Origin of the sequence: Streptococcus constellatus subsp. constellatus (genome assembly GCF_023167545.1) — a bacterium.
Classification (GTDB): domain Bacteria; phylum Bacillota; class Bacilli; order Lactobacillales; family Streptococcaceae; genus Streptococcus; species Streptococcus constellatus.
In genome coordinates, this window is record NZ_AP014647.1 from 752,360 (window position 1) to 775,862 (window position 23,503).

Below are 23,503 nucleotides of genomic sequence, written 5' to 3' on the forward strand. Positions count from 1 at the left end.
AAAAATTGATAAACAGTAATTATAGAAAAACAATTACTTACAGGTTGGTTAAGCTTGAAAGCCAAGTTTTAAAGTCTGATGTTAATTGTTGAGGCGATAAAAAGTGAGGGACAATTATCGCTCTCCATCCCCTATTAAGATTTGTCTTAGTAGGGGTTTTTGTTTTCTTGAGAATTCCCTTTATTCATGATAAAATAAAAAAGATAATGCTAGTACTTGGAGAGAAAATGAACTATTATAATGTTGGAAAGATTGTGAATACGCAAGGTTTGCAAGGTGAAATGCGTGTACTATCGGTGACGGATTTTGCAGAGGAACGTTTTAAAAAGGGAAGTATGTTGGCCCTTTTCGATAAGAAAGATAATTTTGTCATGAATGTGGAAATTTCCAGTCATCGTAAGATGAAAAATTTTGATATTATCAAATTCAAAGGAATGTACCATATCAATGACATTGAAAAATATCGTGATTTTACTTTGAAAGTGGCTGAAGAAGATTTATCGGATTTAGATGAAGGCGAATTTTACTATCATGAAATTATTGGCTTGAATGTTTATGAACAGGATATTTTGATTGGAACAATTAAAGAAATTTTGCAGCCCGGTGCTAATGATGTCTGGGTGGTAAAGCGCAAAGGCAAGCGTGATTTACTGTTGCCTTATATTCCGCCTGTTGTATTGAATATTGATCTTGAAAATAGTCGAGTAGATGTGGAAATTCCGGAAGGACTGGACGATGAAGATTGATATTTTGACCCTATTTCCGGAGATGTTTGCCCCTTTAGAGCATTCAATAGTTGGCAAGGCGCGCGAAAAAGGATTACTAGAGATTCACTATCATAATTTTCGAGAAAATGCAGAGAAATCGAGACACGTTGATGACGAGCCTTATGGGGGCGGTCAAGGAATGCTGCTCAGAGCGCAACCAATTTTTGATGCTTATGATGCGATTGAAAAAAAGCAGCCACGAGTCGTTTTGTTGGATCCTGCTGGTCGAACATTTAATCAAGCCTATGCGGAAGAACTTTCTCAAGAAGAAGAATTAATCTTTATCTGCGGGCATTATGAAGGTTATGATGAGCGGATTAAAAGTTTGGTGACAGACGAGGTTTCTCTTGGAGATTATGTTTTGACCGGTGGAGAGTTGGCTGCTATGACGATGATCGATGCAACGGTACGACTGATTCCTGAAGTTCTTGGTAAGGAAGTTAGTCATACTGATGACAGTTTTTCATCAGGTCTTTTAGAATATCCTCAATATACGCGCCCTTATGAGTTTCGTGGAATGGTTGTGCCAGATATTTTGATGAGCGGTCATCATGAGAATATTCGAAAATGGCGTCTGTATGAGAGTTTGAAAAAGACTTATGAACGTCGTCCAGATTTATTAGAAAAATATGAATTAACAGCCGAAGAAGAAGGAATGCTAGAAGAGATTCATAGAGAAAAGAGCAATGATATAAAAGATTAAAAGTTTTCTAATTTAGAGGGCTTTTTCTTATTGTGATAAATTGCAAGAATAAGTGCAACATTTACTCTAACTCATCCACTAGAGCTTCATAAGCCGTTCTGTAAGCTAAACATTTTCGTGGTCGGTGATTGATATCATATAAGGCCTTGTTCAAAGCCTCATCAGAGATAGCAGCTAAATCTGTTTTCTTTGGGAAATATTCTCTTAGTAAGCCATTTGCGTTTTCATTACTTCCTCTCTGCCAAGATGAATAGGCGTCCGCAAAGAAAAAGGAAATTCCTAAATTCTCTACTAGAGGATAGCAGGCGAACTCTTTTCCCCTGTCTGAAGTGAAGGTTTTAAGAGTCTCTTTTGGAAATAGCCTACAAAGTTGTTCGATGGCTGAAAACATGGCTTTGGCTGTTCTATCTGGTATCTTGAAAGCTAAGTAAAAACGAGTTTTTCGCTCTAGAAAAGTCGCTAAACACCCCTTGCTTTTGCCTCTGGAAGACACTACAGTATCAAGCTCCCAGTGGCCAAAAGTTTCACGATTCCGAACCTCTTTAGGACGTTTGGCAATCGGCGTGCCAATCCTAAATGTCCCACGTGTTTCTTTGGGTTGTCGAGTTCTTCCTTTACGACGGAGGACGCTTAAATCCAGATCAATCAAACCAGCATAGAGCCAGTTATAGATGGTTTTAAAAGCTACCATTGGCTTTTGTTCAAGCTGATAGCGCCCACAAATCTGTTCAGGCGACCAGGAGGATTTTAAACCGTTCTCAATTTCCTTTTTCAACTTTGGTGTTAAACAAGACTTCCGACCTTTTTGCTTAGCCCTGTGGTCGTACTGTTCCTGTGCTAAGACTGCGGAATAACCATTTTGACATCGTCTTAACTCTCTTGAAATGGTAGACTTATGGACGCCAAGTTTACTTGCAATTTGGCAAGGTTTTAAACCTAATTCCAAGTAGGTTTCTATCTTTATTCGGTCGGTTATGGTAAGATGGGAGTAGCTCATAGTTTTTCCTCGGGTTCTGTTTGTGTGGTTACTTACAGTTTACACCAATGAAACGCTATGAGTTTTTTGGTTGAACTATATTTTACAATTTATCTTGTTAAAAAAATAGATAAAAAATTCTTGACAGTTAATTTCTATCGTGGTATCATATTAACCGGTTAATAAACTGGTTAAGGAGTGGTTTATGAAATTAAAGAAATATTTATTTTCTATTTTTGTGGTAGGATTGACTTTGTTGTTGACGGCGTGTGGAACAAGTACAAAAAAACAGAGTAAAGGTCTGAAAATTGTAACAAGTTTTTATCCGATTTATGCTATGGTCAAAGAAGTATCAGGCGATTTAAATGATGTTCGGATGATTCAATCAAGTAGCGGTATTCATTCCTTTGAACCATCAGCCAACGATGTAGCAGCTATCTATGATGCAGATGTCTTTGTTTATCATTCTCATACGTTAGAATCTTGGGCTGGAAGTTTAGATCCGAGTTTGAAAAAATCTAAAGTGAAGGTACTTGAAGCTTCAGAAGGGATGAAGCTGGAGCGTGTGCCGGGATTAGAAGATGTAGCTGCTGGTGAAGGAGTGGATGAAAAGACTCTTTACGATCCACACACGTGGTTAGACCCAGAAAAAGTGGCAGAAGAAGCACAGATTATCGCTGATAAACTTTCGAAGATTGATAGTAAAAATAAAGAAACCTATCAAAAAAACGCGAAAGAGCTGGCAGGTAAGGCAAAAGAATTGACTAAAAAATATCAACCGATTTTCAAAGCTGCAAGGCAAAAAACATTTGTGACTCAGCATACTGCCTTTTCTTATTTGGCGAAGCGATTTGGATTGAAGCAGTTGGGGATTGCCGGGATTTCTCCAGAGCAGGAACCAAGTCCGCGCCAATTGACGGAAATTGAAGAATTTGTCAAAACTTATAAAGTTAAAACCATTTTTGTGGAAAGTAATGCTTCATCAAAAGTTGCGAAAACTTTGGTCAAATCTACAGGCGTTAAACTAAAACAATTAAACCCTTTGGAAGCTGATCCGCAAAATAATAATACTTATCTTGAAAATCTAGAAGCCAATCTAGCGACATTGGCAAAAGAATTGAAAAAATGAGGAGAATCATGAAGAAAAAATATCTTATCGGTTCTGTTGCAGTTGTTGTCCTAAGTTTGTGTAGCTATGAGCTGGGGCGTCATCAGACAGTATCTAGCAAGGAAAATAACCGTGTTGCTTATGTAAATGGAAAATCTAAAGCAAACAAGGGCAAGCAAGCAGAGAATTTGTCGCCTGATGAAGTGAGCGCGAAAGAAGGGATCAATGCGGAACAGATTGTTGTCAAAATTACAGACCAAGGTTACGTAACTTCTCACGGTGATCATTATCATTATTATAATGGGAAAGTCCCTTATGATGCGATTATCAGTGAAGAGCTGATTATGCGGGATCCAAACTATACCTTGCAGCAGTCTGATATTATCAACGAAGTGAAAGATGGCTACATTATCAAGGTAAATGGGAAATATTACCTTTACTTGAAAGATCCAAATCATACCAGTAATGTTCGTACAAAAGAAGAAATTGCTCGCCAAAGGGCAGAATATAGCGGCAAAGGTCATAAGGGAGCGAAAGGTGGTGCTGTAACAACAGCTGTCAAAGAAGCTCGTGCACAAGGTCGTTATACGACGGATGACGGCTATGTTTTCAATCCGACAGATGTGATAGAAGATACTGGAGATGGCTTCATCGTACCGCATGGTAATCATTTCCATTATATTCCAAAGAAAGATTTGTCTCCTAGTGAGTTAGCTGCTGCTCAGAGCTATTGGGACAACAAACACAAATCTGGCGGTACGCCATCAACTCCGAGTCCAAGTCCAACGCCATCAAGACCATCAAATGGCGGAACTACACTACCTTCTATCCATTACCAACCATCAACGCCGGGAACACAGACTCATCAGGGCAATAATCATCATGCGCAGCCATCACAACCAAGTCATCAGAATACTCCATCTGCTCATCAAGAAATCATCAATCTGTTAAAACAACTGTACTTGATGCCGTTAAACCAACGTCATGTGGAATCTGATGGTTTGATATTTGACCCGGCACAGATTACTAAAAAATCTTCTAGTGGGGTGGCAGTGCCACATGGTAATCATTATCATTTCATTTACTATAGTCAAATGTCGCCACTAGAAGAAAAAATTTCGCGGATGATTGTTCCTGGTACGGACTATTCAGAAGCGAAAAAGCTAGCTGGTCAAAGTAATCAACAGACAAACCCAAGTAAACCGAACCAAGATACGGGCAAGGACCAAACACAGCCAAACAAACCTAATGATGGCAAGCAAACTGAGCCAAGCAAAGAGCCTGAAAAGCCAAAAGAAGAACCATCTGAGACAGAAGTGACGGATGAACAGATTCAAACCTTTATCAATAAGGCTGAAAGTTTGATGAGTAAGGTGACAAATGCTAGTCAAAAGGCAAACTTTGAAGAGCAACTCGCTGGTATCAAATCTGGCTTCACTCTTGGAACAGAAGAAAAAGCAACAGTGCTTCAAAAAGTGAAAGATTTGTTGTCTGAAATCGTCAAGGCGGTTGATCCGAAAACACAAGCGGGACTGACAAAGAAAAATGCTGAAATCGTTGCTGCTTTCAAGAAAGTCTTAACACCAATTCGTCAAACGCTTGAAAGCAAAGGGGATAAAGCACAACTGGCAATGGTTGAAAACCTCATGCAACAGGCTGCCAATCCGAATGTGGATAAGCTTGCCTTATTGGATAAGGTTTTGAAATTGTCAAGTGAGGTACAGCACCCTGACCGCGCAGGCAAAGCAAATTCGCAAATTGTTTATACGGCTGATGAAGTAGCATTAGCTAAAGCTGCAGGTCGTTATGCAACATCAGACGGCTATATCTTTGATCCACATGATTTGACGGAAGACCAAGGCGATGGCTATACAGCTCCGCACATGAATCACAGTCATTATATTCCTAAGAGCGATTTGTCCAAGTCAGAAAGACAGGCGGCAGAAGCTTATATGAAGAATAAAAAGCCTCAAAAATCTGAAGATAACCAAACGAATCCAAATAAGGAAACAGCTTTGTCTATTTACAATCGTGTAACCCCAGCTAAAAAGGTGCCGGTTGAAGCGATGCCTTATAACACAGCCTATGTTGTAGACATGAAAAACGGTCAGCTCATTATTCCGCATCATGACCATTATCATAATATCTCTCTTTCTTGGTTTGATCAGGGACTTTACAAAGCACCTGACGGCTACAGTATGGAAGATTTCCTTGCGACCGTGAAATATTACGTCACTCATCCAGAAGACCGTCCGCATTCTGACAATGGTTTTGGTAATTCTAGTCAGCATGGTAAGAAAAATCAATCAGATAACGGAAAGAACTATGCACCAAATGAAGAGCCAAAAGAGAACGAAGGCAAGTCTGCAAATAAAGAATCGGATGCTCAAAAGGAAAAATCTGAGGAAACAGAAGAGCGGCCAACTGTTGATCCTGAAGAAGCGGCAGAAGAAGCAAGAGCAAAAAGCTACGGTTTATCAGTACAAGAATTTAAAAAGAAACTGATTAAAATTGCTTTCAAATATAATGTTAGCTTAGAAAATCTCAGCTATCAACCAGCCAATAAAACAGTTAGCTTTACAGATGCTTCAGGTACAACAAAAGTTGTCAATATCCTCACAGCTGAAGTGGTTTCTTAATATGCACCCCTCAAGAGTTGAAAACTTGTTTTTCAGCTCTTTTGCTTATTCTATGTTTATAGAGGGAGATTTTATCGTGTCCGTTGGGCAGCTAGGATAAATTAAAAGCGATTCATTCCGTCCGAGGGTCAGCTTGTTTCAACTAAAAGTGATTCGCTCCATCCGAGGGTCGGACGATCTTCTATAAATTGACAAATCTATCATTTTTGAGGAATTACTTTACTGGTGGTATAATAGGTCATAGAGAAAGAAAAAAAGGGATACATGCAATGAAAGATAGACCAGATTTTACAACGATGAAAACCTATCAAGAGTTTTCACACTATTATTGGTATCGTACAGAATTAGCAGATATTTGTAAACAATTGGGATTGGAGTATTCAGGTATCAAAACAGAGCTAGAAGAGGAAATCAAACAGTATTTTGCAGGGAATGTTGTTCAGAAGAAAGTTCCTTTAAAAACCAAGAAAAAGCAAGGTATAGAGCTTACTTTAGACACGCCCTTGTTATCCTGTGGTTTTGCCTTTAATACCCGCTTTCGGGAGTTTTTCGCCCAGCAGACAGGTGTTAGTTCATTCAAGTTTACAGCGGACATGGCGGCAGCTTGGCGGAAGGTCAAAGCAGAAAAGGATGTCGAGTTTACACTGCGAGATATGTTAGCAATTTATCAAGGTCAATCAACTTACGCTAAGTATGACAATACCAGCTGTCAATGGAATCAATTTGTCAAAGATTTCTGTGCTGATAAAAATAATGCTGCTTTCCAACAAAAACTTAAAGTTGCAGCTATTCTTTGGCAGAAAGTGAAACATTCAACTGCTTCTAAAGTCTATCACCAGCAGCTAGTAAAGAACTATTGGGATGATATTTTTATGTATCTGAAAGGGAAATAGGAGGTAGTACTTGTCCATTTGCGAAAAAACAGTCACGAGGCTGTTTTTTTGGTATAATAGAGAGTATGAATCAATCAGAAAAAATTTCAAATTATCAATTACTTTTAGCACAGCTTGAAGCATTACTTGAGGGTGAAAGCAATGCTTTAGCTAATCTGTCAAACAGCTCTGCTTTGCTAAATCAAACCTTGCCACATTCCGTTTTTACCGGCTTTTATCTTTATGACGGAAATGAGTTGGTTTTAGGACCTTTTCAAGGTGGTGTATCCTGTGTGCACATTGCGCTAGGAAAAGGAGTCTGCGGAGAAGCTGCCGCCAAACGGCAGACGGTGATCGTTGAAGATGTTACTCAGTATGGTAACTACATTTCTTGTGATAGCAGGGCACGTAGTGAGATTGTGGTGCCTATGGTAAAGGATGGTCGCTTAGTAGGAGTTTTAGATTTGGATTCTCATCTGCTGGGGGACTATGATGAGATTGATCGGGAATATTTAGAAAATTTTGTAGCCGTCTTGCTAGAGAAAACAAATTGGAATTTTGAGATGTTTGGAGACAAAGCCTAATGTATCAAGCTTTATATCGGAAATACAGAAGTCAAACTTTCGGTCAGTTAGTTGGGCAGAAAGTTGTAGCAACAACTTTACGGCAGGCAGTTGAACAGGATAAAATCAGCCATGCTTATCTCTTTTCAGGTCCTAGAGGAACAGGAAAGACCAGCGTAGCCAAGATTTTTGCCAAAGCTATGAATTGCCCTCATCGAAAGAATGGTGAACCTTGTAATGAGTGCTATATTTGTCAAGCTATAACAGAAGGAAGTCTAGAGGATGTTATTGAGATTGATGCGGCTTCCAATAATGGTGTGGATGAAATCCGAGATATTCGAGACAAATCTACTTATGCTCCTAGTCTAGCAAAACATAAAGTTTATATCATTGACGAGGTTCATATGCTCTCAACTGGAGCTTTTAACGCTCTTCTCAAGACTTTGGAAGAACCGACAGAAAACGTGGTCTTTATCTTAGCAACGACAGAATTGCACAAGATACCAGCTACTATTCTGTCACGGGTGCAACGCTTTGAGTTCAAGTCAATTAAGACCAAGGATATTGTTGCTCATATTGAATGGATTTTGCAGCAGGAAAATATTGGATTTGAAAATGATGCGGTGCAGATTATCGCTAGGCGGGCAGAAGGTGGGATGCGGGATGCCTTATCTATCTTGGATCAAGCTCTCAGTCTCACTCAAGACAATCAGCTGACAACAGCTATTTCAGAAGAAATTACTGGCTCTATTAGTCTAGGTGCACTGGATGCTTATGTGACAGCTGTGTTGATGCATGATACATCAGCAGCATTAGAAAACCTTGATGTGATTTTTGATAGTGGCAAAAATATGGCTCGTTTTGTCACTGACCTGTTACAATATCTTAGAGATTTGCTCATTGTTAAAACAGGTGGTGGAAATACGCATACGAGCGAAAGTTTTTTAGACAATCTCAATACACCACAGGAGAGATTGTTCGACTTGATTGAGATTGCAACGAGAAGTCTTGCGGAAATTAAGAATAGCTTGCAACCCAAGATTTACACAGAAATGATGACCATTCGACTGGCAGAAGGGCAAGAAAAAGCAGAATTACCATCCAATCTAGTAAGCGAGATAGAAACACTAAAAGATGAAATTAGCCAGCTTAAGGGTCAATTGGTAAGTTTACAGTCAAGTTCTGCACCTAGCAATCCGGTACAGGGAACACAATCAGCCAAAACAAGCAAAGGATACCGAGTAGATCGTCATAAAGTAAATGCGATTCTGCAAGAGGCAGTTGAAAATCCTAGTCTGGCTCGGAGTAATTTAACTAAGTTGCAAAATGCTTGGGGAGAAATTATTGAAAGTTTAGCTGGTGCAGATAAGGCACTTTTAGTTGGTTCGCAACCTGTTGCGGCTAATGAAAACCATGCAATTCTTGCATTTGAGTCGAGCTTTAATGCAGAACAAACCATGAAACGGGAAAATCTCAATACAATGTTTGGGAATTTACTCAGCAATGTGGCTGGATTTTCTCCGGATATCTTAGCTATTTCGATGACCGACTGGACAGAGATTCGGGCTGAATTTTCCGCTAAGGCGCGTGGAGAAAATGTCAATCCAACAGAAGAGACAAAGGAAACCATCATTCCAGAAGGTTTTGCTTTCTTAGCAGAAAAAATTAGCATTCAAGAGGACTGAATTTAGATTTTTCTATTTTTTCATGCTATAATAGAATTATGACAAGACAACAATTTCTTACAACAGCTTTTTTCACAGCAATTGAAACCTATTTTTTTAACGAGGCAATGATGTCAGGACACTATTTATTTGCTGTTTTTTGGGCATTTCTAGTCATTCGCAATTTACAAGTGAGCTACGTCATGGGAAAAATAGTAGACGAAATCGATAAACATATCAAACGAAAAAAATAAGCAGAAAGGTTGTGACAAAAATCCTCAACCTTTTTTCTTTTGTTTGATTTAAAAAATCTGCACATGGTAGAATAAAAGGAATTGATTTTGTGCTGAAAAAAAGAAGGAGAAAGTTGATGGTTACTCAACCTTCTCCTTCTTTTATTTACCAACTTGTTAAAGAAACTTCACCGCTGTTTAGCCACATTTCTTGTCCGGTATCTAATTGGATCAATAGCTGCCCGGTATCTGATATTTCCTTGGCAACTCCTTTGTATTCTTTGTCATTCTGGCAAAAAGTGATTGTCCGACCTAAGATAAGAGAATGCTGTTTGTAAAGGTAAATCAGCTCGTCTGGATCACATTCATAAAAATCTTTCCAAATTTCAGCAATGAGTTCATTGCGTGTGATAGGTTGCTTTTCGTGGAAGAGAGAGGCAGCACTATTTTTTAACTCTTTCGGAAAATCAGAGATTGCGAAATTGATGCCCACTCCAATAATCACATCAGTGACTAAGCCCGTCTCGACAGAAGTAATAGCTTCGGTTAAAATGCCGGCTATTTTCTTGCCCTTGTAGTAAATGTCATTGACCCATTTAATGTCCATTTCCATTAAAGTGAGGTCTTTAATAGCCTTATAAATGGCTCCAGCAGTCAGGATAGTATAGGCGGGAATTTGTTGAAAAGGGAGATTGGGTTTCAGATGAAGGGACATATAAATCCCGCCTTGATCTGGAGCAAAATAATTTCTGCCAAAGCGTCCACGACCAGCTGATTGATAGGAAGCAAGATAGAGCGTATTGGCAGGCTTAACAGCTTCAATACCAGCTTTGGCATCTAACTGAGTGGATTGGCAGTTTGGATTGAAGGAAACGTGGATGGGAGCAGCTTCTTCTATTTTTTTAGTAATCAGCAAGTCACCAGAGATGAGTTTATAACCTTTATTTTTTATGGATTCAATACGAATCCCTTCTTTTTCCAAACGCTGAATAGCTTTCCAGATAGAAGTGCGTGAAATTCCTAACTCCTGTGCTAATTTTTCACCGCTGATATAGTCAGATTCTCGACTTAAAATGTCGAATAAAATTTCGTATGTTTTCATTTCTATAAGCTGCTCTTTCTAAGGGTTAGTTTGGTGGCAAGTGTTACCATACGTGGAATGGTCGAGCCAGGATGTTGAAATTCCTCGTGCAGCAGTTGAAAGCCTTGTCTGCCCATTTCCTCTGTAAAGACAGTAACCGTGCTGAGTGGCGGATAGACGTACTTGGCAATAGACGTATCGTTAAAAGCAATTACATTAACACGATCTGGCACAGGAATATCTGCTTCTTGCAGTGCTCGAAGTGCACCCACAGCTAAAGCATCACTTGCTATGAAAAATGCAGTCGGAAGTTGTTTGCCTAAATTTTCAATCAATTCTTTCATCATAGAATAACCTGATTCAGATGAAAAGTTTCCTATTTTGACATATTTTTCTTGATAGAGTTGTTTTTCAGTTAGAAAATTTTTAAAGGTTACTAAGCGTGGATCAGATAGGATAGTGGTTTTGTCAGAAGTCTGTTCTTGCCCAATCAGCAGTCCAATTTGTTGGTGTTGCTTTTCTAAAAAGTGATTAAGAACAGCTATAACAGAATTTTCAAAGTCAGCCATCACACAGCTATGTCCATAGGCAAGTGTATTGCTATCAATAAAAACAAGGTGTTTTGTATAGAGTTCTAGTTCTTTAATTTTTTGAGTGCTAAATTTTCCAATCGCGATGATGCCGTCAACTTGATCGAGATGATTTAATTCTTCATTATTGAAAAAGCGCATAACATCATAGGCCAATTCTTGAGCTTTTTTCTCTACCCCAAGACGAATGGCATAGTAGTAGAGGTCGTCTAGTTCCTCCTCTTCTGTGTACCATTCTACAATCGCAATTCTGCGGTTTTGGGAATTTCGCTTGCTTCCTCTTTTTGTTTTTTTATATTCTAATTCTTCTGCAATGTCAAATATCTTTTGGCGAGTCTCGTCACTCACAGACATGGATTGGTCGTGATTTAAAACGCGTGATACAGTTGCTGGAGAGACACCAGCACTTTTTGCAATATCTTTAATTGTTGCCATGATTGTTTCCTAATTTCTTTAAAGAATATGTCTATTATATCTTAAAAATTAGTAAAATACAAAAATATTTAGTAAATTTCCTAAAGTTTAGTATGAAAGATTGATGAGTATTATTTTTTACAACTTGATTGATAAAATGTTGGTAAAATTTTACTAAAATACTTGAAATTTTACTAATGATATTTTATAATAAAGATAATAAAACGGTTACAAGACCTAACAAAACAAAAGGAGACTTTTTATGTCAACAACTCTTTCTATTCAACAATTGCGTTCAAACTTTGCAACAATTTTTGGGGCAGAAGCAGATCACACATTCTTTTCACCGGGACGCATTAACCTGATTGGTGAACATACAGATTACAATGGTGGTCACGTCTTTCCGGCAGCTATTTCGCTAGGAACTTATGGAGCTGCGCGCAAACGTGACGATAATTTACTTCGTTTTTACTCAGCAAACTTTGAAGACAAAGGAATTATTGAGGTGCCACTAGAAAATCTTCGTTTTGAAAAAACGCATAATTGGACAAATTATCCAAAAGGGGTACTTCATTTCTTACAAAAGGCAGGGCATGTCATTGATAAAGGAATGGATATCTATGTCTCTGGGAATATTCCAAATGGTTCAGGTCTCTCTTCATCAGCTTCATTGGAACTATTGACAGGAATTATTGTAGAGAAACTGTTTGATTTAAAATTGGAACGTTTAGATTTAGTAAAAATCGGTAAACAAACGGAAAATGAATTTATTGGTGTGAATTCAGGAATCATGGATCAGTTTGCTATTGGCATGGGAGCAGATCAACGAGCGATTTATCTAGATACCAATACACTTGAATATGACTTAGTACCTCTTGAACTTAAGGATAATATGGTTGTTATCATGAATACAAATAAGCGCCGTGAACTAGCAGATTCCAAATATAATGAACGCCGTGCTGAGTGTGAAAAAGCTGTTGAAGAACTTAACCGTAAGCTGTCTATCGCAACCTTAGGCGAGTTGGATGAGTGGTCCTTTGACGAGTATAGCTATCTGATAGAGGACGAAAATCGTCTCAAACGGGCTCGTCATGCCGTCTTGGAAAATCAACGTACTTTGCAAGCGCGGGCAGCTTTGCAAGCAGGCGATCTTGACAAGTTTGGTCGTCTGATGAATGCTTCTCATGTTTCGTTAGAGCATGACTATGAGGTGACTGGTTTGGAGTTGGATACGTTGGTTCACACGGCCTGGGAGCAAGAAGGTGTTCTGGGGGCTCGTATGACCGGAGCAGGCTTCGGTGGCTGCGCCATTGCTTTAGTTGGTAAGGATGCGGTGGAATCTTTCAAAGAAAATGTCGATCATAAGTATCAAGAAGTCATCGGCTATGCCCCTAGCTTTTACATCGCAGAAGTAGCCGGCGGTAGCTGTCTATTGGATTAAGTAAATGTGTTACGTAATAGCAAAGAGGTGCCGATGATTCTATGAAAGAAAGGAAAAACAATGGCAGGAAATTTACTAGATGACTTTGTAACAGAGGTCATAGCAAATAGTTCTTTTACAGAAATGGATCGAACCTATTTGATAAATCGTGTCATGGCTCTAATTGGGGAAGAGGCTGAGAAACAGAAAACATCAGCAAGTGGTTTAATTGATCTCAAAGATGATTTACTAAAAATTGCTTTAGCAACTGGGAATGTTGGTTCGACTCATGCAGAACAGGATATTCTTGGGGCAAAGTTGATGGATTTAGTCACCCCAGCTCCTAGTCAGCTAAATCAACAATTTTGGCAGACCTACGAACAAACTCCTGAGCAGGCCATTGCTAATTTTTATGAGCTCAGCAAGTGCAACGATTATATTAAATTGAAAGCCATTGCTAAAAATATTGTCTATCAAACAGCTACTGAATATGGCGATTTGGAGATTACCATCAATCTTTCTAAACCAGAAAAAGATCCCAAAGAGATTGCAGCAGCTAAGAAGGCCAAAACGAGCCATTATCCAGCCTGTCAGCTTTGTTTTGAAAATGAAGGGTATCAAGGTCGACTAGATCATCCAGCACGATCTAATCATAGAATTATCCGTTTTGACTTAGTCGGACAAGAATGGGGCTTTCAGTATTCGCCCTATGCTTATTTTAATGAGCATTGCATTTTTTTAGATAGCAAGCATACTCCTATGACTATCAGTCGTGCTACTTTTGAGCGCCTTTTGGACATTGTAGAAATTTTTCCGAGCTATTTTGCGGGTTCTAATGCTGACCTTCCTATCGTGGGAGGATCTATTCTCACACATGATCATTATCAAGGGGGAAGGCATACTTTTCCTATGGAAAAAGCAAATCTGGACAAAGTTTTCACCTTTGTAGGATTTGAAACCGTAGAGGCTGGTATTGTCAACTGGCCTATGTCGGTTTTGCGGTTGAAATCAACTGATAAAGCTGCATTGATAGAGTTGTCGGATACGATTTTACAGAAATGGCGTGCATACTCTGATCCGACTGTTCAGATTTTAGCTGAGTCAAATGGTGAACAACATCACACTATTACTCCTATTGCTCGGCGAAAAAAGGGCAAGTTTGAATTAGATTTGGTTCTTCGAGATAATCAAACATCCAAAGAGCATCCGGATGGTATTTATCATCCTCATCAAGATGTTCAGCATATCAAGAAAGAAAACATTGGTTTGATTGAGGTCATGGGCTTAGCGATTCTTCCACCTCGTTTGAAAAATGAATTAAAAGAAGTTGAAGAATTTCTTTTGGGACAAAGAGAAGAAGTGGCTCCTTATCATCAGGCATGGGCTGACCAGTTAAAAGCTCATCATCCAGATGCAACACTAGAATCAGCGCAAACAATCGTGCGCGCTTCAGTCGGTCGGATTTTTAAACGCGTCTTGGAAGATGCGGGTGTTTACAAGCGAACAAAAGAGGGGCAAGCGGCTTTTATGCGCTTCATTGAGTCTATAGGTCTTGTGAAATAATGCTCATTTTATGATAAAATATAAAAATTTAGGGTAAGTTGGCTTATGTTAAGATAATGATAGAAACAACTTGAAAACAGTCTTTGACAATCCTGATAGTTACAATGTTTGATACTAAAATCCAGTAGGAAGTTTGCTGGATTTTTCTTTGCGGAAATTTGCAATTGAAATGCATTCTTTTCAGCTAGCATTTGAAAAACTCTCATCTTCATGTTACAATTAAGAGAGCAAATTAAATACATAGAGGTAATATTGTGGCTTTTGGTGATAATGGACAACGGAAAAAAACAGGATTCGAAAAATTGACTTTGATTGTAGTTGTTATCATGTTGTTGGTAACTGTTGGAGCGATCTTTGCAAGTGCGCTTGGTGCTTTGAGTAATTTCTAGTCCTCGAACGCTTGAAAGAGCGTTTTTTTAAAGTGAAAATCGAGAAAAGAGAAAAATATGAGTATGTTTTTAGATACAGCTAAGATTAAAGTCAAGGCTGGGAATGGCGGTGATGGTATGGTAGCATTTCGCCGTGAAAAGTATGTCCCCAATGGCGGTCCTTGGGGTGGCGATGGCGGTCGTGGCGGCAACGTCATTTTTGTCGTAGATGAAGGGCTTCGTACCCTGATGGATTTTCGTTATAATCGTCATTTTAAAGCTCAGTCTGGTGAGAAAGGAATGACCAAAGGAATGCACGGTCGTGGTGCGGAAGATTTGATGGTTCATGTGCCGCAAGGGACGACGGTTCGTGACGCCGAAACAGGAAAAATCCTAACAGATTTGATTGAAAATGGTCAAAAATTTATCGTGGCGCACGGCGGTCGCGGCGGTCGCGGCAATATCCGCTTTGCAACACCTAAAAACCCAGCACCAGAAATTTCTGAAAATGGTGAACCAGGTCAAGAACGTGAGCTACAGTTGGAGTTAAAAATTCTAGCAGATGTTGGTTTAGTTGGCTTCCCGTCTGTTGGGAAATCAACTCTGCTAAGTGTTATCACATCCGCTAAACCGAAAATTGGAGCGTATCATTTCACGACAATTGTACCTAATCTTGGAATGGTTCGAACGCAATCTGGTGAATCATTTGCTGTGGCAGATTTGCCTGGATTGATTGAAGGTGCAAGTCAAGGAGTGGGATTGGGGACACAGTTTCTTCGCCATATTGAACGAACGCGTGTCATCTTGCACGTCATTGATATGTCAGCTAGTGAAGGGCGTAATCCTTACGAAGATTATCTTGCAATTAATAAGGAATTGGAATCGTACAATCTTCGTTTGATGGAGCGTCCGCAGATTATTGTCGCTAATAAAATGGACATGCCTGATAGTGCAGAAAATTTGAAGACATTTAAGAAAAAATTAGCAGAAAATTATGATGAATTGCCACAGATTTTTCCAATTTCAAGTTTGACCAAACAAGGATTATCAATGCTGTTAGATGCGACTGCAGAATTACTAGATAAAACTCCTGAATTTTTACTTTATGATGAGTCTGAAATGGAAGAGGAAGCTTATTATGGCTTTGATGAGGATGCTCCTGCCTTTGACATCTCACGTGATGACGATGCAGCTTGGGTACTTTCAGGTGATAAATTAGAAAAACTTTTTGTTATGACGAACTTTGACCGTGAGGAAGCAGTCATGAAATTTGCCCGTCAATTGCGTGGTATGGGTGTAGATGAAGCCTTGCGAGCTCGTGGCGCAAAAGATGGGGACCTGGTTCGTATCGGCAACTTTGAATTTGAATTTGTGGATTAGAAAGGAGTGATACTGTGGGTGATAAACCGATATCCTTTCGTGATGAAAATGGTAATTTTGTTTCTGCAGCAGATGTATGGAATGAAGAAAAGCTCGAAAAACTTTTTAACAAACTCAATCCGAACCGAAAGTTTCGTTTGGAGCGTGAGAAATTAGCACAAAAGAAAAAAGAATAGGACTTGCTCATTTTTGAGCTAAGTCCTATTTTTCAGTTTGTAGCAATTTCATTCAATAAATCTTGTGCAGTTGTTGTCGGATTGACGCGAATACGGTTGAGGGTCAAAAGTCCGTCATTAAGAGAAGCCAGTCCGTTGTTGGTTGTCAATCCCATTTTATAACCAAGGCTTTCAGCAATCTGTGTCGTTGTTTGAGTATAACGCCCTGAAGGATATGCAACCGTTGTCGTATTTTGTGAAAGGTTATTGTCTAGGTATTGTTTGGAAGCTTGTAATTCTGTCGTTTGTGTCTCTGTACTTGCAAGGGATAAATCTGGATGGTTAACCGTATGATCTTCAAAAGACATTCCCTTTTTTTTCATTTCTCTGATTTGCTGCAGAGTTAGCATATCTTCGCGCCCATTTTCGACAAAGCCAGTAATGACATTGTTTGTTGCTTTCATTTGATATTTTTGAAGCAATGGAAAGGCGTTTGTATAGAAATCCCTCAGACTATCATCGAAAGTCAACCAAACGACTTTTTTATTTTCCGGAAGGACATTTTCAGTCAAAACTTTATATGCTTCTTCTGGAGTAAGAGTATAATAACCAGCATCTTTTAAGGCTTTTAAATGACTTTCAAATGTTTCTGGTGAGACAATTAAACCTGCATTTGCTGCTTCAGAAGGATCCATATTATGAATCGCATGATACATCAGAATAGGAAATTTAACCGGTTGATCCTGTTTCACCCATTTGATTTTAGTCTTTTTGTGACTAGAGTCCATTGTCTTTTTAGCTGTTGATTGTGAGGAAGAAGATTTATTTACTGTTGAATCAGCAGATTTTGTTTGGTTATTAGCGAGGTTTACTCCAGAGTGTTTCCACATGAATGTCCCTGCGATTACTAGAATGACCAATAAGATGAGACTAATAATAGTGCGCCGTTGTCTCCTTTTACGAATACGATTTCTTGCAGAACGATTACCAGAATGTTTTCCCATTGTAAAACTCCTTTGATTATTAAATCACTAATTTTATTGTATCATAATTCTTAGCGTCAGTTTATAAAATTTTAAAGAATAATTTATTATTTTTATAAAAAATATAAGAATTTGCTCAGTAGAAAAAAATAAGTTTATTTGCTATAATGAAAAACATAAAAATCGCAAGGAGTGCCTATGTCTATTAAAATTGCTTTACTTGGTTTTGGAACAGTTGCTAGTGGTGTTCCATTTTTATTAAAAGAAAATAATGAGAAGATTGTGCAAGCAGCTCATTCAGAAATTGAAATCACGAAAGTATTGGTGAAAGATATTGCTGAAAAAGAGCGCTTGGTAGCAGCTGGGAATCATTTTAATTTTGTTACGACAATTGACGAAATTTTAAATGATAAGGAAGTAAGTATTGTTGTTGAGTTGATGGGGCGTATCGAACCAGCAAAAAACTTTATTACACGTGCATTAGAGGCGGGTAAGCATGTTGTTACTGCAAATAAAGATTTGTTAGCAGTTCATGGTGCGGAGTTGCTTGAAATTGCTAATAAAAATAAGGTGGCTCTTTACTATGAAGCAGCGGTAGCAGGAGGAATTCCGATTTTACGCACACTTGTTAATTCTTTAGCATCTGATAAAATTACGCGTATTCTCGGTGTGGTCAATGGGACATCTAACTTCATGCTGACTAAAATGCTAGAAGAAGGTTGGTCTTATGAAGCAGCGTTATCTGAAGCGCAACAACTTGGATTTGCAGAAAGTGATCCAACTAATGATGTCGATGGCATTGATGCTGCTTATAAAATGACTATTTTGAGTCAATTCGCCTTTGGCATGACAGTTAAATTTGAAGATGTTGCTCATCAAGGCATTCGCAAGATTACACCAGAGGATGTAACAGTTGCGCAGCAATTAGGCTATGTTGTCAAATTAGTTGGTTCTATTGAAGAAACAAAATCAGGTCTTGCTGCAGAAGTCACACCGACTTTTTTACCAAAATCTCATCCTCTTGCTAGTGTGAATGGTGTGATGAACGCAGTCTTTGTGGAATCTATCGGGATTGGTGAGTCGATGTATTATGGTCCAGGTGCTGGACAAAAACCTACAGCAACAAGTGTCGTAGCAGATATCATTCGGATTGTTCGGCGCATCAATGAAGGAACTGTTGGAAAAGCCTTTAATGAATTTCAACGTGAACTGGTTCTTGCTAAACGAGAAGATATTAAGAGTTCTTACTACTTTTCAATATTGACACCGGATTCGAAAGGTCAAGTTTTACGTTTGGCAGAAATTTTTAATACTGAGGATGTTTCCTTGCAGCAAATCTTACAGCAAGGAACAGACGGAAATACTGCACGCGTTGTGATTATCACCCATGCTATCAACAAAACACAACTAGAAAATGTCACTCGAAAGTTGCAGGCAACTTCTGGTTTTAAATTATTGAATACGTTCAAAGTACTAGGAGAGTAGAATGAAAATTATTGTACCTGCAACGAGTGCTAATATTGGACCGGGATTTGATTCGGTTGGTGTAGCTGTCAGTAAATATCTGATCATTGAAGTTTTAGGAAAAAGTGATCAGTGGATTATTGAGCACGATTTAGGGCGGCGCATTCCTTCAAATGAACGGAATTTGTTGATTAAAGTAGCGCGTCGAATTGCTCCAGCCATCCGACCTCATCATTTAAAAATGACGACTAATATCCCTTTGGCGCGTGGTTTGGGATCTTCTAGTTCTGTTATTGTTGCAGGGATTGAACTAGCCAATCAATTAGTGAATTTACAGTTATCAAATACGGAAAAGTTAAATCTTGCGACGAAAATTGAAGGGCATCCAGATAATGTGGCACCTGCTATTTATGGTAATTTGACGATTTCTAGTTATGTAAACGGAGAAGTTTCAACAGTTGTGACGAAATTTCCAGAAGTAAGCCTTATTGCCTACATCCCAAATTATGAATTGCGCACAAAAGATAGCCGTGGCGTTCTTCCAAAAGAGTTATCTTATCAAGAAGCTGTTGCTGCAAGCTCGATAGCAAATGTGGCAATTGCTGCTTTAATGAAGGGAGACATGGTAGTAGCGGGACAAGCTATTGAGTCCGATCGTTTCCATGAGCACTTTCGCCAAGGCTTGATTAAGGAATTTCCCAAAATCAAGATGATGGCAAAAGAAAATGGTGCGTATGCGACTTATCTATCAGGAGCAGGACCTACTGTGATGATTCTAGTACCAAAAGAGCGCTCGAATACACTAAAAGAGAAGATAGAAGAGCAACAATTTAAAGGACAAGTTTTTGAACTTCAGGTTGATTGCAAAGGCGTTCGAGTAGAAAAATAAGAAAAGGTAAAGAGTTGACATGACCTGCATCCCAAAAAGTTGGACAGAAACTTTAACGATTGGGGGTGCAGGTTAACATTAGTGCAACTCTTTTTATATTTCTACAACTAATTTCCTCTTGTCTAATTATTTAAAATTATGCTATAATAAAATTAGAATATATAAAGGGGTGTAATTATGAATAAACTTGATTTGCAGGCACTTGCGGATGAGTTGGGATTGCAGTTTGATGAAACATCAACCGTTATTTTTGGACAGAAAGATGGTTATACTTTCTATATTGAACAAATGAATCAAAAAAATCAATACCGTATTTGTTGTTCGGTAAAAAATGGCGAAGCGTTGCCTTCTTTGGAAGAATTTAAAGAGTTGACGAAGTCTTCTAAGGCATTGAAAACCTATCAAGTTAATTTGTATAAATCAAGCTTTGATATTAAAGTAGGTATGACCAAAGGAAAAACACGTGAGCATATTCGTCAGGGTTTACAAGATATTATCTCTTTTTTGAAAGAAAGAAATTTTACAAATGTGTGCGAGCAGACAGGAAAAGCAGGACAAGTGGATGTTTATCAGGTAGGAGGAAATTTGTTGCTTCTTTCACCAGAAGCCTTTCAGGAATTAAGTTCGGATTTGTCTATCGCCAATCAAGCTTATGATCATCAAAAAGAAAGTATCTTAGCAGGTACAGTAGGGGCATTTCTGGGAAGCTTGATAGGGGGAATTGTTACCTTAGTGATTGCTCAACTTGGTTATGTAGCTGTTGTCTCAGGAATTGTCATGGGAGTTTGTACAGTAAAAGGGTACGAATTGTTAGGTAAAAAGTTGTCTAAAGTTGGTATCGCGATTAGTGTTGTTTTTATGCTTATCATGATGTTGGTTGCGCACCAATTTGACTATGCAATTCAGCTTGCAAAAGCAGAAAGAGCAGATGTTTTTACCGCTTTTACTTATCTGACAAATTATATCTTAAATGGCAATGAAGTACATATCTCTTATTGGACAAATCTTGGTTTGCTATTATTGTTCACAGGTGCTGGGGCTGTGGGAACGATTATCAGTGCTCTTTCCGCACAATCACAGAAATATCTTACAAGAAAATTAGGGTAAGTTTAAATATTTTAAGGCTTGGATTTTTATCTGAGCCTTTTTAGATTTAACTTACAAACTATTGAATATTTGCTATGGTTATTCGTCAAAATATTTAGCATGTTATTTTTACTTAGTCTAATTGAATTGTCGTCTCAACTATGCTACAATCAAGCTATGATCTTCAATAAATTAGGTAGAAAAAAATTTGTAAATCAATATTTACTGAAAAAGATGATTGCTTTTCGACGGAATAGTTTTATTAAAATTACGCAAAAAACCTTGGTATCACTATTTCCTTTTTTCTTGCTAACAACGACAACAATGGTTTTGTCAGAGTCGGTTTTTTCAGTAAATGGTTATATTAACAACCTATTCAACGTTCGCTCTTGGTTTCCGTATTTTTCGACAATTGGATTGGTTTTGACAAACTGTACTGCTTTGATAGGTGGGCTGTCGGGCCCGTTAGCGACTTATTTTAGCGCGAAATATACGGCTGGTCACTATGGACGTAGCACAGGAACGGCAGGAATTACTGCTTTTATTTTTAGCTTGTTAATTCATTCGCGAAAGTTATTCTCCGCACTTTTAAAAGATGGTGCCTTGATGAGAATTAGCCTTCCTGTCAATATCAATTTAATAGTTGCCATATTGATGGGTTATATAGTAGGGCAAATCTTTCGCTTTTCGAGTCCAAGTGATGATCAAATTGTGGATAAATATTTTGTTTATCGTCCAAAAACAGTTCGTCCCATTCTTTCTTCTTTGTCTCTAGCACTTATTTACAGTTTCTTTCTGTTCCTAGGTAATCGTTATAATGTATTTTCGACCATTTCTAATTTTTTCTCAAACTTAATTGTTAATCGAAATAATATCTTCGTGATTGAAATGAACACTGCCTTACGGACTTTTAGTGCTTGGATTGGAAATAGCAATCTCTTTAACAATATTCCTTTTGTCAATGATTCGTTTGCATTAGATAATCTTAATTATGCTTTAAAACAACATACGACGAGAGGAATTCCTTATCCCTTTTCCTCAACAAATCTTTATGATGCCTATGGTATCTTTGCAGGACTTGGTGGAGGATTAGCACTCTTAGTTGCTATTTTATGGAAATCTCGTAGCGACAAAGATCGTGATGTTAGTTTGAAAAGTATTTTCCCTTCTCTTTTTAATCATGGCGCTGCCTTCATGGTTGGCATTCCTATATTTTTCAACTTTCTTTTTTTGATTCCTTTTATTCTTGTACCCATGATAAATGTCTTTATAGCCAGTATTTTTCTTTATTTCAGACTAATGCCACCAGCTGTGTATCCAGTTCCTAGCGGAGCACCAAGTGTACTATATGCTTTCATTGGGACAGGAGGAAGTTTGCGAGCTCTAGCAGTTGGTATTTTCATTTTTATCATTGATGTTATGATATATCTTCCATTTGTTACATTTAATGATCAGATTCATGATGAACTTCGTCGAGTAGATCCAAAAGGAGGTAAGCATGACTAAACAAGTAAAACTTGTTTTGCTAACGGTTTTAATTTTCCTCATTGTTTTAGCAGTCCCCTCTTATAGTTGGACAAGAAAAAATATCGATGAAATTGCTAAATTTTATAATGCTCGTTTGTCGCCAATCATTATGATACCGGGAAGTTCTGCTACAGAAAATCGATTCGATAGTTTGGTTCAAAAACTAAATCAAAGGCGTCGTGGGGTTAAGCATAGTTTACTTAAAGTGAAAGTATGGAACGATGGACGGATTACTTATAGCGGTTCGATTGCTGCTAATGACAATGAACCGATTATTGTTATTGGATTTGAAAATAATAAAGATGGTTATAGTAATATCAAAAAGCAAGCTAAAATGGTTAATGCTGCGTTTGAGGACTTGCAAGGAAAATATAATTTCAATAATTTTAAAGGATTGGGGCATTCTAATGGCGGTTTGATTTATACAGCATTTATCGAGAATTATCTTGGAGATTATGATGTGAATCTAAAAAAGTTAATGACAATCGGAACGCCTTATAATTTTACTGAAACAAATATTAATAACAAAACAGAAATGTTAGCTGACTTTATTAAGAATCGTAAAAATATTCCTAGGACCTTAGCGATGTACTCCGTAGCAGGGACTATTACTTATGATTCGGATGAATTGGTTCCTGATACAAGTGTAAGTGCTGGTAAGTATATCTATCAGGGACAAGCAGCTCACTATACAGAAACTACCGTCACAGGAGAAGATGCACAACACTCTGACTTGCCAACCAATGATGAAGTTGTGTCGTTAATCCAAGAATGCCTTATAGACAAACAAACTAAGAGGAACCAAAAAAATTAGTGGTTTAATGGCAATATCAACTTTTGGGGGTCAGTACAGCTTCGTTCTCTTTTTGGAGAATTGAGTGCTTTTAGACTGTTTTATCGCAATATTCCATCAAATATCTTTTTGCTCTCCTCAAACATGTGCTTTTCGGCGTAAAGTCTCAGTCCTTTCTTAACAATTACCTGAGATGTTTTTTAATACTTTTTGAGTAGCTAACCTCATTTTAGAACTTTCAGTGGAGAGAATAGAGAATGCGTCA

Annotated in this window: 22 protein-coding genes; 18 read left to right on the forward strand and 4 right to left on the reverse strand. The window is 38.2% G+C overall.

The window, feature by feature from the left end; genetic code table 11:
- Positions 1–227 precede the first annotated feature (227 nt).
- A complete protein-coding gene (gene rimM, locus SCSC_RS03710; protein ID WP_003031189.1) occupies positions 228–746 on the forward strand; it encodes a ribosome maturation factor RimM in 519 nt (172 codons plus the stop codon).
- Positions 736–1,470 carry a tRNA (guanosine(37)-N1)-methyltransferase TrmD gene (gene trmD, locus SCSC_RS03715; RefSeq protein WP_006270533.1) on the forward strand — a complete coding sequence of 245 codons (735 nt, stop codon included), beginning with the start codon at positions 736–738 and terminating at the stop codon, positions 1,468–1,470. Before rimM ends, trmD begins: the two co-directional genes overlap by 11 nt.
- A 61-nt stretch (positions 1,471–1,531) precedes the next feature.
- On the opposite strand, the gene SCSC_RS03720 is transcribed toward trmD, so the two are convergent.
- Positions 1,532–2,467 carry an IS30 family transposase gene (locus SCSC_RS03720; protein WP_006269888.1) on the reverse strand — a complete coding sequence of 312 codons (936 nt, stop codon included), beginning with the start codon at positions 2,465–2,467 and terminating at the stop codon, positions 1,532–1,534.
- A gap of 184 nt (positions 2,468–2,651) precedes the next feature.
- Between SCSC_RS03720 and SCSC_RS03725 the strand changes: the two genes are divergently transcribed.
- The 6 genes from SCSC_RS03725 to SCSC_RS03750 all read left to right on the forward strand — a co-directional run bounded on the left by SCSC_RS03725 (position 2,652) and on the right by SCSC_RS03750 (position 9,546).
- The gene (locus SCSC_RS03725; RefSeq protein ID WP_006269578.1) at positions 2,652–3,575 is read left to right on the forward strand and encodes a metal ABC transporter solute-binding protein, Zn/Mn family; all 924 of its coding nucleotides are present in this window, start codon (positions 2,652–2,654) and stop codon (positions 3,573–3,575) included.
- An 8-nt stretch (positions 3,576–3,583) separates the two neighbouring features.
- Positions 3,584–6,193, forward strand: coding sequence for a pneumococcal-type histidine triad protein (locus SCSC_RS03730; RefSeq protein ID WP_006269509.1), 2,610 nt, complete (start codon positions 3,584–3,586; stop codon positions 6,191–6,193).
- 269 nt (positions 6,194–6,462) lie between these two features.
- Positions 6,463–7,086: an SAP domain-containing protein gene (locus SCSC_RS03735; protein ID WP_003069454.1), complete on the forward strand. Its 624-nt coding sequence runs from the start codon at positions 6,463–6,465 to the stop codon at positions 7,084–7,086.
- Positions 7,087–7,151: 65 nt separating this feature from the next.
- Positions 7,152–7,649, forward strand: coding sequence for a GAF domain-containing protein (locus SCSC_RS03740; protein ID WP_006269496.1), 498 nt, complete (start codon positions 7,152–7,154; stop codon positions 7,647–7,649).
- On the forward strand, positions 7,649–9,313 hold the full coding sequence (gene dnaX, locus SCSC_RS03745; protein WP_006269570.1) for a DNA polymerase III subunit gamma/tau: 1,665 nt from the start codon (positions 7,649–7,651) through the stop codon (positions 9,311–9,313). The genes SCSC_RS03740 and dnaX overlap by 1 nt, the downstream gene beginning before the upstream one ends.
- Positions 9,314–9,351: 38 nt before the next feature.
- Positions 9,352–9,546, forward strand: a complete 195-nt coding sequence (locus SCSC_RS03750; RefSeq protein ID WP_020997743.1) for a DUF3272 family protein — start codon at positions 9,352–9,354, stop codon at positions 9,544–9,546.
- 145 nt (positions 9,547–9,691) lie between these two features.
- Here the strand turns inward: SCSC_RS03750 and birA are convergent, their stop codons facing one another.
- Together birA and SCSC_RS03760 are read right to left on the reverse strand one after the other, a co-directional pair.
- On the reverse strand, positions 9,692–10,627 hold the full coding sequence (gene birA / locus SCSC_RS03755; RefSeq protein ID WP_006269546.1) for a bifunctional biotin--[acetyl-CoA-carboxylase] ligase/biotin operon repressor BirA: 936 nt from the start codon (positions 10,625–10,627) through the stop codon (positions 9,692–9,694).
- A 2-nt stretch (positions 10,628–10,629) separates the two neighbouring features.
- Positions 10,630–11,631, reverse strand: coding sequence for a LacI family DNA-binding transcriptional regulator (locus tag SCSC_RS03760; RefSeq protein WP_006269594.1), 1,002 nt, complete (start codon positions 11,629–11,631; stop codon positions 10,630–10,632).
- A 241-nt stretch (positions 11,632–11,872) separates the two neighbouring features.
- On the opposite strand from SCSC_RS03760, the gene SCSC_RS03765 reads away from it, so the two are divergent.
- From SCSC_RS03765 to SCSC_RS03785, 5 genes are all read left to right on the forward strand, one after another.
- The gene (locus tag SCSC_RS03765; RefSeq protein WP_006269507.1) at positions 11,873–13,051 is read left to right on the forward strand and encodes a galactokinase; all 1,179 of its coding nucleotides are present in this window, start codon (positions 11,873–11,875) and stop codon (positions 13,049–13,051) included.
- A 60-nt stretch (positions 13,052–13,111) separates the two neighbouring features.
- Complete coding sequence (galT, locus tag SCSC_RS03770) at positions 13,112–14,593, forward strand: UDP-glucose--hexose-1-phosphate uridylyltransferase (protein WP_006269591.1); 1,482 nt, start codon at positions 13,112–13,114, stop codon at positions 14,591–14,593.
- Between the two features lie 254 nt (positions 14,594–14,847).
- Positions 14,848–14,982 carry a DUF4044 domain-containing protein gene (locus SCSC_RS03775; protein WP_003024272.1) on the forward strand — a complete coding sequence of 45 codons (135 nt, stop codon included), beginning with the start codon at positions 14,848–14,850 and terminating at the stop codon, positions 14,980–14,982.
- A 57-nt stretch (positions 14,983–15,039) separates the two neighbouring features.
- Complete coding sequence (gene obgE / locus SCSC_RS03780; protein WP_006269560.1) at positions 15,040–16,341, forward strand: GTPase ObgE; 1,302 nt, start codon at positions 15,040–15,042, stop codon at positions 16,339–16,341.
- 14 nt (positions 16,342–16,355) lie between these two features.
- On the forward strand, positions 16,356–16,517 hold the full coding sequence (locus SCSC_RS03785; RefSeq protein ID WP_006269581.1) for a hypothetical protein: 162 nt from the start codon (positions 16,356–16,358) through the stop codon (positions 16,515–16,517).
- Positions 16,518–16,549: 32 nt separating this feature from the next.
- On the opposite strand, the gene SCSC_RS03790 is transcribed toward SCSC_RS03785, so the two are convergent.
- Entirely contained in the window at positions 16,550–17,500 is a 951-nt protein-coding gene (locus tag SCSC_RS03790) for a polysaccharide deacetylase family protein (RefSeq protein WP_006269565.1), read from the reverse strand.
- A gap of 177 nt (positions 17,501–17,677) precedes the next feature.
- Between SCSC_RS03790 and SCSC_RS03795 the strand changes: the two genes are divergently transcribed.
- The 5 genes from SCSC_RS03795 (at position 17,678) to SCSC_RS03815 (ending at position 23,259) form a co-directional block, all read left to right on the forward strand.
- On the forward strand, positions 17,678–18,964 hold the full coding sequence (locus tag SCSC_RS03795; protein WP_006269478.1) for a homoserine dehydrogenase: 1,287 nt from the start codon (positions 17,678–17,680) through the stop codon (positions 18,962–18,964).
- Between the two features lies 1 nt (position 18,965).
- On the forward strand, positions 18,966–19,832 hold the full coding sequence (gene thrB / locus SCSC_RS03800; protein WP_006269491.1) for a homoserine kinase: 867 nt from the start codon (positions 18,966–18,968) through the stop codon (positions 19,830–19,832).
- 177 nt (positions 19,833–20,009) lie between these two features.
- Positions 20,010–20,939, forward strand: coding sequence for a hypothetical protein (locus tag SCSC_RS03805; protein ID WP_003024283.1), 930 nt, complete (start codon positions 20,010–20,012; stop codon positions 20,937–20,939).
- A gap of 156 nt (positions 20,940–21,095) precedes the next feature.
- Positions 21,096–22,424, forward strand: a complete 1,329-nt coding sequence (locus SCSC_RS03810; protein WP_006269532.1) for a PTS sugar transporter subunit IIC — start codon at positions 21,096–21,098, stop codon at positions 22,422–22,424.
- A complete protein-coding gene (locus SCSC_RS03815; protein WP_006269584.1) occupies positions 22,417–23,259 on the forward strand; it encodes an alpha/beta hydrolase in 843 nt (280 codons plus the stop codon). Before SCSC_RS03810 ends, SCSC_RS03815 begins: the two co-directional genes overlap by 8 nt.
- The last annotated feature ends 244 nt before the right edge of the window (positions 23,260–23,503 follow it).

Excerpts from the sequence above, each read along its gene's own strand:
- rimM (WP_003031189.1), top strand. The coding sequence starts at position 228 with ATGAACTATTATAATGTTGGAAAGATTGTGAATACGCAAGGTTTGCAA.
- trmD (WP_006270533.1), top strand. The coding sequence starts at position 736 with ATGAAGATTGATATTTTGACCCTATTTCCGGAGATGTTTGCCCCTTTA.
- SCSC_RS03720 (WP_006269888.1), bottom strand. The coding sequence starts at position 2,467 with ATGAGCTACTCCCATCTTACCATAACCGACCGAATAAAGATAGAAACC.
- SCSC_RS03725 (WP_006269578.1), top strand. The coding sequence starts at position 2,652 with ATGAAATTAAAGAAATATTTATTTTCTATTTTTGTGGTAGGATTGACT.
- SCSC_RS03730 (WP_006269509.1), top strand. The coding sequence starts at position 3,584 with ATGAAGAAAAAATATCTTATCGGTTCTGTTGCAGTTGTTGTCCTAAGT.
- SCSC_RS03735 (WP_003069454.1), top strand. The coding sequence starts at position 6,463 with ATGAAAGATAGACCAGATTTTACAACGATGAAAACCTATCAAGAGTTT.
- SCSC_RS03740 (WP_006269496.1), top strand. The coding sequence starts at position 7,152 with ATGAATCAATCAGAAAAAATTTCAAATTATCAATTACTTTTAGCACAG.
- dnaX (WP_006269570.1), top strand. The coding sequence starts at position 7,649 with ATGTATCAAGCTTTATATCGGAAATACAGAAGTCAAACTTTCGGTCAG.
- SCSC_RS03750 (WP_020997743.1), top strand. The coding sequence starts at position 9,352 with ATGACAAGACAACAATTTCTTACAACAGCTTTTTTCACAGCAATTGAA.
- birA (WP_006269546.1), bottom strand. The coding sequence starts at position 10,627 with ATGAAAACATACGAAATTTTATTCGACATTTTAAGTCGAGAATCTGAC.
- SCSC_RS03760 (WP_006269594.1), bottom strand. The coding sequence starts at position 11,631 with ATGGCAACAATTAAAGATATTGCAAAAAGTGCTGGTGTCTCTCCAGCA.
- SCSC_RS03765 (WP_006269507.1), top strand. The coding sequence starts at position 11,873 with ATGTCAACAACTCTTTCTATTCAACAATTGCGTTCAAACTTTGCAACA.
- galT (WP_006269591.1), top strand. The coding sequence starts at position 13,112 with ATGGCAGGAAATTTACTAGATGACTTTGTAACAGAGGTCATAGCAAAT.
- obgE (WP_006269560.1), top strand. The coding sequence starts at position 15,040 with ATGAGTATGTTTTTAGATACAGCTAAGATTAAAGTCAAGGCTGGGAAT.
- SCSC_RS03790 (WP_006269565.1), bottom strand. The coding sequence starts at position 17,500 with ATGGGAAAACATTCTGGTAATCGTTCTGCAAGAAATCGTATTCGTAAA.
- SCSC_RS03795 (WP_006269478.1), top strand. The coding sequence starts at position 17,678 with ATGTCTATTAAAATTGCTTTACTTGGTTTTGGAACAGTTGCTAGTGGT.
- thrB (WP_006269491.1), top strand. The coding sequence starts at position 18,966 with ATGAAAATTATTGTACCTGCAACGAGTGCTAATATTGGACCGGGATTT.
- SCSC_RS03805 (WP_003024283.1), top strand. The coding sequence starts at position 20,010 with ATGAATAAACTTGATTTGCAGGCACTTGCGGATGAGTTGGGATTGCAG.
- SCSC_RS03810 (WP_006269532.1), top strand. The coding sequence starts at position 21,096 with ATGATCTTCAATAAATTAGGTAGAAAAAAATTTGTAAATCAATATTTA.
- SCSC_RS03815 (WP_006269584.1), top strand. The coding sequence starts at position 22,417 with ATGACTAAACAAGTAAAACTTGTTTTGCTAACGGTTTTAATTTTCCTC.